Annotated in this window: 9 protein-coding genes; 2 read left to right on the top strand and 7 right to left on the bottom strand. The window is 41.9% G+C overall.

Annotated features, from left to right (window positions below; all coding sequences use genetic code 11):
- Positions 1-29 precede the first annotated feature (29 nt).
- The 4 genes from NIES1031_RS18575 to NIES1031_RS18560 form a co-directional block, all read right to left on the bottom strand.
- Complete coding sequence (locus NIES1031_RS18575; RefSeq protein WP_073550977.1) at positions 30-587, bottom strand: CAP domain-containing protein; 558 nt, start codon at positions 585-587, stop codon at positions 30-32.
- Positions 588-733: 146 nt separating this feature from the next.
- Positions 734-1537: a bacteriorhodopsin gene (locus NIES1031_RS18570; protein WP_073550976.1), complete on the bottom strand. Its 804-nt coding sequence runs from the start codon at positions 1535-1537 to the stop codon at positions 734-736.
- A 195-nt stretch (positions 1538-1732) separates the two neighbouring features.
- On the bottom strand, positions 1733-2515 hold the full coding sequence (locus NIES1031_RS18565; protein ID WP_073550975.1) for an N-acetylmuramoyl-L-alanine amidase: 783 nt from the start codon (positions 2513-2515) through the stop codon (positions 1733-1735).
- Between the two features lie 20 nt (positions 2516-2535).
- Positions 2536-2913 (bottom strand): hypothetical protein, encoded by a 378-nt coding sequence (locus tag NIES1031_RS18560; protein ID WP_073550974.1) that lies wholly within the window; start codon positions 2911-2913, stop codon positions 2536-2538.
- 417 nt (positions 2914-3330) lie between these two features.
- On the opposite strand from NIES1031_RS18560, the gene NIES1031_RS18555 reads away from it, so the two are divergent.
- Positions 3331-4446: an AI-2E family transporter gene (locus tag NIES1031_RS18555; protein WP_073550973.1), complete on the top strand. Its 1116-nt coding sequence runs from the start codon at positions 3331-3333 to the stop codon at positions 4444-4446.
- A gap of 48 nt (positions 4447-4494) precedes the next feature.
- Here NIES1031_RS18555 and NIES1031_RS18550 read toward each other — a convergent pair whose 3' ends face one another.
- The 3 genes from NIES1031_RS18550 to NIES1031_RS18540 form a co-directional block, all read right to left on the bottom strand.
- Positions 4495-5556, bottom strand: coding sequence for an AI-2E family transporter (locus tag NIES1031_RS18550; protein WP_073550972.1), 1062 nt, complete (start codon positions 5554-5556; stop codon positions 4495-4497).
- Between the two features lie 119 nt (positions 5557-5675).
- A complete protein-coding gene (locus NIES1031_RS18545; RefSeq protein ID WP_073550971.1) occupies positions 5676-6665 on the bottom strand; it encodes a YihY/virulence factor BrkB family protein in 990 nt (329 codons plus the stop codon).
- A 36-nt stretch (positions 6666-6701) separates the two neighbouring features.
- Positions 6702-8792, bottom strand: a complete 2091-nt coding sequence (locus tag NIES1031_RS18540; protein WP_236738903.1) for a cation:proton antiporter domain-containing protein — start codon at positions 8790-8792, stop codon at positions 6702-6704.
- 302 nt (positions 8793-9094) lie between these two features.
- Between NIES1031_RS18540 and NIES1031_RS18535 the strand changes: the two genes are divergently transcribed.
- Entirely contained in the window at positions 9095-11860 is a 2766-nt protein-coding gene (locus tag NIES1031_RS18535) for a cation-transporting P-type ATPase (protein ID WP_073550970.1), read from the top strand.
- Positions 11861-11881 lie beyond the last annotated feature (21 nt).

Below are 11881 nucleotides of genomic sequence, written 5' to 3'. Positions count from 1 at the left end.
ACACGCAGCCACTTTAAAGTACAATACGATTAGAGGAGCGATCGCAAAAACATCTGCGTGATGTAGTACTGATTTCCCTCGCGCCAAACGCCCACACCTGTTTCGGCAAAGACAGAGCGTAAAATATTTTCACGGTGTCCAGGACTTTCCATCCATCCTTGAACTGCGGCGGGTACAGGATCGGAAATATTAGTACTCCGAAATAAGTTTTCACCGACCATTAAATAAACAATTCCGCCGTCACGCACTCGTTGCGCCGGAGTATCGCCATCAGGTCCTGTATGACTAAAAAAGTTTTCCTGCGCCATCCTTTGACTATATTGGCGTGCGACTTGAGCCAAGCGTTCGTTGTTTTCTAGCGGTTGTAAGTTATTCTCCATGCGAATTTCATTAATTTGTTGGCGAATCGCCGCTTCCATTTCGGCAATGTTTGGAGTTTGCGCAGGAATCGAGGGTAACGGTTGATTTAGCAATTGATCCGCACCAGGGATTGATAAGATAAGCTCTCTTGCAGGTTCACATCCTCCTAAAATGAGTGCGATCAGTGTAGTTAAAAATAATCTCCCTGGGAGTTTTCGATTGTTCATGCGGATGCTGTACTAGATAAAGCTCTAACACGCGTAAATTCACTTAATCTTCTACATTACGCAGAAAGTTTAGTCCCTCGCAATTGCTGCACTAGTTATGCAATTTATTCAGCAGTTTTTTGTGACTTGCGCAACAAATCGCAGCGTTAGTAGAAGCTTCTTCTTTGCATTGACAATCGACGGCGCTTGGGTGTTCCTAAAAAAAACTGCATGATATTACCAACAGTACGATCAGTACCGCTTTCGGTCGCACCGCTACTAATATTACGTAATCCATGTAAATCTAAAAAGCTGAATCCCACTTTGGAGAAAAAAGGAATCAAACAAAATAAAAAAGTATCAATTGTTTGATTAAAGACTCCAAGTCCTGAAGGTCCTAGAATCCACACGACAGGGTAGCAAATCCACAACACGGTGAAATAGGTTGTCAGGCGATCGTAAAAGTTTGATAGATCACTCCCTTGACTGCGGGTTTTGGTACGTAAAGGTCCCCAAATTCCCCACATGACAACTAAAAATGCGACAACACCGTTAATGTACCAGAGATATCGCACCCAAGGAATAACAGATAGGTCAGCTACTAAACCGCAGACAATAACTATAACTTGCGTCATCATTAGTGCAGCAGGTAGCGTCCAATCTTTTTTTGGGAGGCGATGCATGCCTGTCCACGCTAAGGCTAGTAACAGCAGTGGTGTAGTGACAACCCAGTCTATATAGCGTGCGTAGTGAGTAATTTGACCTGCAACAGCGATTTTTCCTTGCTCTAACTCTCCGTGTGGTAAAACCATCGAGAGATAAGCTAGTCCTGACCAAATGGGAATAAACGCCGCCACCAAATATTCATACTTTGGTATACCACGCGGATTTGTACTCAACGAAATAAAGTAGATTGCGCCAATAGCCATTCCCAAAATATAGAGCCAATGAAATATAGCTTGTAAATCCATTACTCCTCCAGCGAATTGATGGGGAAAAGTGTATTAAACTCGACAAAAAAGTTTTACAAAGTTTGTTGGTAGGCAATGCTCCCTATAAATTGATCAGCTTTTTGTGTTATTCATCTTCTATCTAAAGGATGAATACACATCAAAATTAGAGTACTGCATAAAGTTAAATTGTCGCAAAATTTAGTACTTTTGTTTTTATGTATTCCTGGAACTTTGCTGTTTATATTCACGGAGGATTTGCAAAAATTTATTCATATTAAAACTACGCGGATCAATTCTTGTTCCTGAACGATCTACAGCACGATGCGTTGTAATTCGGTCTTCTGGAACACTACTTTGGGCAATTAACCACGCCAGTGAACGATATTGTTCCTCTGTGTAACCGCTATGTCTTCGCGTATTATTTCTACCACTTGGTGGTGTTTCTAAGGCGGCATGATACGCAAAGTTGTTCACCGAAGGAGGAAAATTCGGATGCGTTTGTACGGCTTCTGGACCTGACGCACCATCAAAAACAGAATTTCCTGCACCAAAAGCCCGAAATTCAGGCGGAACAAGATAAACAACGGTTCCATCTAATTCAATTAATGCATGGTAACTTGCTTGCTTACTTTCTTCATAGTGCGGTGTTTGAAAAAAATTAATTGTACTCGCCGCCGAACTTACGGTTTCGTGTAAGACGATAATTGGTTGGTTAGAAACGGAAACACCGTTAATATCAGTCGTCAGCCTTAAACCATAATTTGTTGGGTGGACTGGAATAACTTTATACTTTGGTTGATATCCGGTTTGAGCGATATTTACTGTTTCAAGAGGAGTGGCGATCGCTTGTGGATAAATTGGTTGATTCCATGTTTTTACAGGTGTGGCTGTTGTTACTTCTTCGCGCGAGTCTGTATTTCTCGCAGCTAAACTAATTGTAAAAAAGCAAACTAGTATAATACTGATGACGACTCGAATCCAAACAGAACGCCGCATTTTTGAGTGACTTGTATAGTTTAGTGAAACGATTTTTTAGCTTGAGGACAGTATTCTGCACAGTCTATTGCCTCTTCGGTTAAAGCAACTTTGGGGTTCACTGCACACTTGAGATAAGGATTGCTAGAAAAATATCGACAGTTGCTGCAAGGAATCTTATTGAGTTGTTGTAGATCGACGACAATATCGTTTTGCTTATTTTTACGAAACTTAAATAACATTGTCAGAAAAATTGCGCCACCAGTTACTAAGCTGAGAGGTTCCCAAAAGCTGACTGCATTATTAGGTACGCTGACTTGATTAGATGATGGTCTATTCTGCGCTACTTCTACATAGGTCGAGTTACTAAAGTTTCTTTCCGCGATTACAGAACTTTGATAAAATTGATGACCCTGCATACTAATTACCTCAAGATTACATTCACTTGTCAGGATTTTGATTGCATCAGAACGAAAAGTTAGGCAATTTTTTATAAGAGTTATACTGCAGCAAAAATAAACCGGTGAATTGCGATAAAAATTAATACTATTAAATCAAGCTGTTAAGTGAACTACCACTAACGATCAGTATTTGAAATAATTGTGACGAGAATGTGACAGAAAACAAAAAAGCTGACTGTGTAGCTAAAAGAGCTTATAAAAACAGTGGAGTTACGTAGTATAATTTTTAAGCTTAGCCGATTCAGCTTAGGTATTTACTGTCACTACTGAGGACAGCAGCTTGAGTTTGAGACATAGTGTTATGGTTGAGATTGAAATCGCTTAGTTATTCAAAAGTAGCTACAAAAATCTTGAGTCAGAGGAGTAGAGTTTGCTGTGAATTTTGGTCGATGGATTGGCTTAATTGTTCTGCTGATTTCTTTATATATCCTTTGGCAGATTCGGCAGTTGCTTTTACTCTTACTTACGGCGGTTGTCTTAGCGACAGCTTTAAACCGTTTAGTTTTACAACTGCAAAGATTGAACGTCAAACGCGGTTGGGCGGTTTTAATTACTTTAACAAGTTTACTGGCGCTGCTTGTTGGTTTCTTTGTGCTCATCGTACCTGCATTTGTCGAGCAATTTCAACAACTCATCGCTTTATTACCAACAGGATTTGCGAGAATTCAAACTTGGCTTACTTGGTTAGAGCAGCAGATCCTGAGATGGTTTCCAAATTTACCAGCAAATTTACCGGATGTTACGAGCTTAATTCAACAAATTCAGCCGCTCGCAACGCAGTTATTAAATCAATCAGTTAACTTTTTCTCAACTTCGATTACAGCACTTTTACAATTTCTCTTGGTACTCGTGTTAACACTGATGTTGTTAGCACAACCACAACCGTATCGTCAATCCATTATCCGCTTGTTTCCTTCATTTTATCGCCGTCGAGTTGATGAGATTTTGACGCGGTGTGATGTGGCTTTAGGAAGTTGGGCAGTTGGCGCATTGATTAACTCAGTATTTGTTGCACTTTTAAGTGGACTAGGGTTGTGGATTATTGGAGTACCTTTAGCTTTAGCTCATGCAATGCTTGCAGGTTTATTCAACTTCATTCCAAATATTGGACCGACGTTAAGTGCCGTATTTCCAATCGCAGTCGCTTTGCTCGATGCTCCTTGGAAGTCAGTTGCAGTTCTCATATTGTATGTCGTGATTCAAAACATTGAAAGTTACTGGCTCGCTCCGCTAGTTATGGCACATCAAGTAGCCTTACTTCCAGCAATTACATTAATAGCACAATTATTGTTTGCGGGCTTTTTCGGTGCATTAGGCTTACTTATGGCATTACCTTTAACCGTGATCGCCAAAACCTGGCTAGAGGAAGTTCTCTTTATTGACATTTTAGATAAATGGCGGCATCCTCATCAAATTGTCCGAGAGGAAGTTGTTTACGATTCCAATACCGACTACGATACAGAAATTAGTGAGGAATGGAAGGAAGTTTAAATAAAGCTTTTAGCACTTGGCAATCAAATAAAAGCTAATTGCTAAGAGTTACCCATTTACTGAATTTTCGTCTTTGTGTTCAGCTTTAAGTTGATTCAATTCAAACAAACTAATCAACACGCCGGCGATCGGAACCGAGAGAAAAACACCAACTAAACCGGCGATTCTTGCACCTACTAGCAAGGCAAAAAACATCACGACTGGGTTAACATTCAGCGAACCTTGCATGATTTTTGGCATCAGCACGTTTTCTTCAACTTGTTGGAGGAGAACGCAGCCAATTAAAACTTGCAGGCTTAGCCAAACGCCTTGGGGTAATAAGATAATTGATACCAAGCCGACACCGATAGTAGCGCCAATTCCAGGAATGAGATCAAAAACACCCGCGATCGCTGCTAGAAGTAAAGCAAATGGTGCTTGTAATAGCAGCAAAACAACATAAACCGATACGCCAAAAAAGAGCGATAACAAAAACCTTCCCCAAAAGAAACCGAGAAAATTGTGTTGAACCGCATGAGTTAACTTGTCGCGAAATCGTTGTGGAAAGACTTGCAAAAGAAAATACCAAAGTCTTTTGCCATCGAGTAACATAAATAATGCAATGACTGCGATGATAACCAAATCGACAATATTAGTCACAATGGCTTGTAGGGCAGCAAAGCCAAATCCTAGCCCTGCCAAAGCTTGATTGCGAATTTGTTCTTCAATCGCATTAAAATCTACTTGAAAGTTAAATCGCTGAAGTAGTTGTTCGATTTGCTCCACGACAGGTAGAACACTATTTAATAATTCTGGAGCTTGATTGAGGAGTTGTTCGCCTTGCGATAAAATCGCTAAACCAATTGTAAAAACTATAGCGAGTAAAAGAAAAATACTCAAGAGAAAGACAATAACAACTGCTACAGTGTGAGGTAAAAAACGCTCTACCCAGCGGACAGGGTAACTCAGAAGAAAGGCAAAAACTGCCGCAAAAATAAATGTGACAATGACGTGTTCAAAGTAAGCTAGTATTTGCGCGATCACCCAGCCAAGTGCAATCAGGAGTAGATAGCGAACTAAGGTCGAATTGTTTAGTCGATTCCATAAAGGTTTAATTGGTGATTCGCTCATAAATCAGACGTAGGAAAGTTCAATAAATATTTTTGAATGGGACGCTGCTTTCTAGCTTCGATTCAGATTTGGTTACTTCCCAATTGTATAAATTCTGACCTTTGACTCCTGACCTTTTTTCACCATCTTCTGCCAATTAAACTATGCCATGCACGCATATACTTCCGGCGTAAATTCGTTAGTAAGCCTGATGATGATTTGCGCTTTTGGGGTTCTTGGGGCAAATCTTCAGAAATTGGAATTGCATATTCTTCTGGTACGATGGGAGCACCGTGTTCTTTTGCATAGACTTTAGTAAATTCGGCACCCAAAAATAAAATATGAGCAGCGTAATAAATCCAAGTGATAATAATTAAAAACGAACCAGCAACACCATAAGCTGAAGCAAAGTTTGTTTGACTGAGAAACAAACCAAAAAAGTATTGACCTAACATAAATAATATAGTGGTGAAGATAGAGCCTATTAATGCATCTCTCCACCGTACTTTAGCATCAGGTAGTACGGTGTATATGGCGGCAAATAAGCATGTAATCATACAAAAAGAGAAGACAAAGCTGAGAATTTGCCACCAGTAGCCACGTCCTGGTGTTAATTCGTTTAAAACATTAACGACTGATGCTAGCACTGTATTAGCGACAAAAGAAACAAGCAGTAAAAAGGCAATAACTAACACCATCGCAAACGATACTAATCGCTTACGTAAAAAGTGCGTAATATGCTTTCCTGGTACTGGTTTAACTTCCCAGATTTTATCGAGTGCATTTTGAATTTGGGCAAAAACTCCAGAAGCGCCAAACGCAAAAAAGCCTAAGTTAAAAACGAGTTGAAATGGTCCTCCGGTAGCATCTTGTCGCATATTGGCGATCGCCGTAGCAATTACCTCCGCGCTTTCGGTTCCTACAACGCCTTGAATTTGATCGACAAGTTGCTGTTTTGCGGCTGCTTCGCCATAAATTGCTCCTACCATCATAATCACAAGAATCATTAGCGGTACGAGCGAAAAGACTGTGTAATATGCCAACGACGAAGCGAGTAATGATACTTGATTAAATTGCCACTCTGAAATTGTCTTTTTGAGTAGCTGCCACAGATTTTGTAGATATCTCATCACAATTCAAATTGACTCTTTAGTTTTAATTTATACCTATCGTGGGAAATGCAGTACAATAATTGAAATCTCTGGATGAGTGCGGGCAATAACTTCAGGTTCTGTTCCTAGCATCCGCATACTTAAAATATCAGGGTGATTTCCCGAAGTCAGAACGAGTAAATCATCAGGTTGTAACATTCTGGCAACACGGGTGACAAAGTTACCACGTACGTGTTCAATTGGGGCTTCCGTTTGCAGGTCGGGTGGAACTTTAGGTGCTTGGCGGCGGGAACTTCTAGTGACGTGCAATACTTTTAACGTTGCTTTGAGTTCGTCGGCTAAAGTTTCGGCTAAAGCAATTGTTTTTTGCAATTGAGATGAAGCAAAATCTAAATCAGTTAATGCTAGGATGACGCGATTTGTGTTTCTAATTGGTTGGGTAAATCGCGCGACTAATACAGGTATAGTTGCTTGACGGATAATATTGTCGATCACACTGCCAAAAAAGTTGTCGCGATAGCTAGAGTAGCCTTTCCATCCACACACAATTAAATTAGCATCGCGCTCTTGTGCTGCTCTGAGAATTCCTTTTTCAATTGAATCATCAACCCGTCCAATCGTTTCAACCGATGTCACAGCCGCATGGGCGATGGTTTCTGCTTTGGCTAAGAGTTGTTGTTGGTTGATTCTTTTCTCGGCGGTAATTAATCCACTGCTATCGGTGAGAATGTGTAAGGGTAGCAACGTACCACCACTTTTTTTCGCCAAAGTTATCGCAAGTTTCAGGAGATGATCTTCGGTACTAGGGTTAGCAACAGGAACTAAAATGCGATCGCCTATGTGCGTTGTTTCTACTGTAGGCGTAACAGTATCCGGTTTGACTGTGTGCCCCCAACGTGTTGTTATCCAAGGAGACGCGATACACGTTACCAAGATCATTGCGATCGTACCATTTACTGTTAACTGATCGACTAAATCAATTTCAAACGCAACCGTAATTGCTGCTAAAGTTGACGCCGCTTGCGCTACAGAAAGCCCAAATACTAACATAATACTAGGAAATGGCAAGCCAATGATTTTTCCGGTTCCCCATGCAGGTAAAAATTTGGCAACAATCGCAACAGCAGTCATGACTCCTGCTACTAATAAAGAGCGCGGTTCGCCTAACAAAATGGCAGGATTAATCAACATTCCTACAGAAATCAGAAAAAAGGGAATGAATAATGTATTGCCAATAAATTGAATGCGGTTCATCAACGGACTCAATTGCGGAATCAACTGCGAGATGGCAATTCCTGCTAAAAATGCGCCAATAATTGGTTCGATTTCAATTAATTCTGCTACGTAAGATACAATAAATAACGTTGCGACAACAAATGTAAATTCGGCACTTTCATCGTGTCCAAACCGTCGAAAAAACCAGCGTCCAACTTTAGGGACTCCCCACAAAGTCGCAAAAGTATAAATTGTTAAAGCGGGAATTAAAAACAACCAAAAACCTAATGTTAAGCTTCCTTGATGCGCGCGAACAACAACAGCTAAAACCAGGAGGGCTAGAACATTTGTAATCAAAGTTCCTCCCAAAACTGTTGTAACCGCTTGCGTGCGCATCACTCCTAATCTCATCGCGATCGGTAACGCAACAAGCGTATGCGAAGCAAAACAAGACGCAACAAGAATTGATGCGAGTAACCCATAACCGAGGAGTAACATACTCCCAGTTCCTAACAGCATGGGAATCGCAAATGTTGCTAAGCCAAAAATGACAGCTTTATCCGCGTTGTACTTTAAGTCGTCAAGGCTTGTTTCTAAACCAGCCATGAACATCAAAAATAGCAATCCTACGGTACCGAGTAAAACAATTGTGCTATCGCGTTCTAAGAGTCCAAGCCCATAAGGACCTACGACTAATCCTGCTAAAATTAAACCGACAATTCCAGGTAGCTTGATTCGCTCAAATAAGAGCGGCGCAACGAGCATGATTGCCATGATAATCAGGAAGACAGGTACAGGATCGGTAATTGGACCTGTGAGGATTGAGGGACGAAAAAATTCAACAAGCGATCGCCCTGTATTTTGCGTAGACAACCAACTCGCCTGCACGAATGTGCTAAATGTTACTTGATAAAATTGCAAAATTTCCATTGTGCTTTGAGTGTAAAGATTGCTAACAAATGAGCTATACATACCAATTTTGCTTTCTCAAAATATCTATATTTAGTTACTTTTTTTATTAAATAAACTCTGAGTTTTCCAATAGGAGATTGCTTGAGCACTAGGCATAAGTTAGCAACAAGCTAATGTTTCAAATTCTAAAAACTGTCATTTTTCCATCATATATATTAAATAAAGTAGTAAGGATAACGGTTTTTACAAACACGTGATGACTTGCAGTGTAACTTTAATCTATAACTCAACTGCCAGTAACAGTGTTGGGGGCAAATAACATGACAGCAACAGAAGAAAAATTGCTGGAACATCATTGGCATAATCTCTCTCTAAAGGAAGTTGCGCAAATTTTAGACAGCAATCCTAAAACGGGTTTATCCGCTGCTGAAGTATCGCAACGACAACAGAAATACGGTCCTAATGAGTTAAAAGCTAAACCAGGGAAAAGCCCAATTGTTCGATTTTTGTTGCAATTTAATCAACCACTGCTTTATATTTTGTTAATTGCAGGTGCAATTAAAGCATTACTCGGTTCTTGGGTCAATGCTGGAGTGATTTGGGGTGTTACTCTCATTAACGCCATTATTGGCTACGTCCAAGAAGCGAAAGCCGAAAGTGCGATTTCTGCACTCGCCTCAGCGGTGCGAACCGAAGCAACAGTCATGCGTAACGGCGAGAAAGTGCGCGTATCCTCGACAGAAATTGTTCCTGGCGATGTTGTGTTACTAGCCTCTGGCGATAAAGTTCCCGCAGATTTACGGCTAATCGATGTCCGTAACTTACAAGTCAACGAATCTGCGCTGACTGGCGAATCAGTGGCTGTAGAAAAAACGACGCAACAAATAGACGTCGATGCACCTCTAGCCGAACGTACCAATATGGCGTATGCGGGTAGCTTTGTAACATTTGGTACCGCAAGAGGTATTGTCGTTGCGATCGCTCAAGACACCGAAACAGGACGGATCTCGCAGTTAATTGATCGCGGGACAAACTTAGTCACACCACTCACCCGCAAATTTGACCGCTTCAGCCGGACGCTACTATACATTATTTTGGGTGTTGCCGCATTAACCTTTGCGGTTGGGATTGGCTACGGTAACTCCTTAGTCGATATGTTTGAAGCGGCGGTAGCTTTAGCCGTCAGTGCGATTCCCGAAGGATTACCTGCGGTTGTCACCGTAACACTAGCAATTGGTGTTTCACGAATGGCACGACGCAATGCGATCATCCGCAAGCTACCTGCGGTAGAAACCCTCGGTGGTGCGACGGTAATCTGTTCGGATAAAACCGGAACGCTGACCGAAAACCAAATGACGGTGCAAGCAATTTATGCAGGAGAGAAACAATATAAAGTTAGCGGTAGCGGGTATAGTCCAGAGGGGGAAATCTTTGAAGATACGGCTACAAATGATGGTGCAGTAGCCCAAAAGCCAGTAGATTTCAATGCAAACGTTGCGCTGCGTGAATGTTTAATTGCGGGTTTGTTGTGCAATGATTCGCGTATTGAAGTCAAAGATGGACAAAATGCGGTCATCGGCGATCCGACCGAGGGCGCTTTGATTATCGCCGCGAATAAAGCAGGGCTGAATGATAGTCATGAAGAAGCAATGCCGCGCGTTGATACAATTCCCTTTGAGTCTGAGTTTCAGTATATGGCGACGTTGCATGAACAGGGGCGAGGAAGAGTCATTTATGTGAAAGGTTCGGTAGAGGCGCTGCTGAAGCGCTGTGAGCGAATGTTGGATGCACAAGGAGAATTTCAACCGCTTGATACAGTGACGATTCAAGCACAAGTCGATGCAATGGCACATCAAGGCTTGCGGGTATTGGCATTTGCGAAAAAAAACGCACCAGCACAGCAAACGTCGCTCGATCACGATGATATTGCCACAGGATTGATCTTTATCGGATTGCAGGGGATGATCGATCCACCGCGTCCTGAAGCTATCAAAGCGGTACAAGCGTGTCAAGAAGCGGGAATTCAAGTCAAGATGATTACAGGCGATCATGCGGTGACGGCGCAGGCGATCGCACAACGTATGGGCTTTAATCACCACAAAGAAGTCATTGCGTTTACTGGACAACAACTCGCACAAATGGACGATCGCGAACTTGCTAACGCGGTAGAGAATGCTGCGGTGTTCGCACGCGTCGCCCCTGAGCAAAAACTCCGTTTAGTCGAAGCTTTACAATCTAAAGGTGAAATTGTCGCGATGACTGGCGATGGTGTCAATGATGCGCCTGCGTTGCGACAAGCGGATATCGGTATCGCCATGGGTGGTGCGGGAACCGAAGTTGCTAAAGAAGCCGCCGACATGATTTTAACCGATGATAACTTTGCGTCGATTGAAGCCGCAGTCGAAGAAGGACGCACCGTGTATCGCAATTTAATAAAAGCGATCGCGTTTATTCTCCCTGTTAATGGTGGCGAATCAATGACGATTTTAATTAGCGTGTTGCTAGCGCGAGTTCTGCCAATTCTCTCGCTACAAGTTCTGTGGTTAAACATGGTGAACTCAATTGCGATGACAGTGCCACTTGCATTTGAACCCAAGTCAGAAATTGTCATGCAGCAGCCACCGCGTAACCCCAATGAACCACTATTATCGCGTAAGCTAGTGCAGCGTATTATCCTCATCTCTGCATTCAACTGGATTCTGATTTTTGGAATGTTTGAATGGGTACTGCGCGATACAGGAAATGTGGCTTTAGCGCGGACAATGGCAATTCAAGCGCTTGTTTCTGGTAGAATTTTCTATTTACTGAGTTTAAGTCAGTTAGGAGTTGCGATCGCTACTAGACTTATTGGTCGTGGCAGAGAATCATTTAGCGATGCTCGTGCTATTGTAATCGGAATTGTTGGTGCAGTCATTCTTCAAATTATTTTCAGTCAAGTGGGTTTCATGAACGCCTTATTCTCTACAGCACCACTTAATTGGAATCAGTGGCTGATTTGCCTTCTTGTCGGTTTACCGATGATTCCCACTGCCATTATTGCTAATCGCATCGATCCAATCGAAAAGGTTTCTTCTAGAAGAAGATAAGCAGTACACGGCTCAACACAA

It is taken from the genome of Chroogloeocystis siderophila 5.2 s.c.1, assembly GCF_001904655.1.
Lineage (GTDB): Bacteria > Cyanobacteriota > Cyanobacteriia > Cyanobacteriales > Chroococcidiopsidaceae > Chroogloeocystis > Chroogloeocystis siderophila.
The sequence above is the reverse complement of the archived record's forward strand: the minus strand, read 5'-3'. Positions and strand labels throughout refer to the sequence as shown.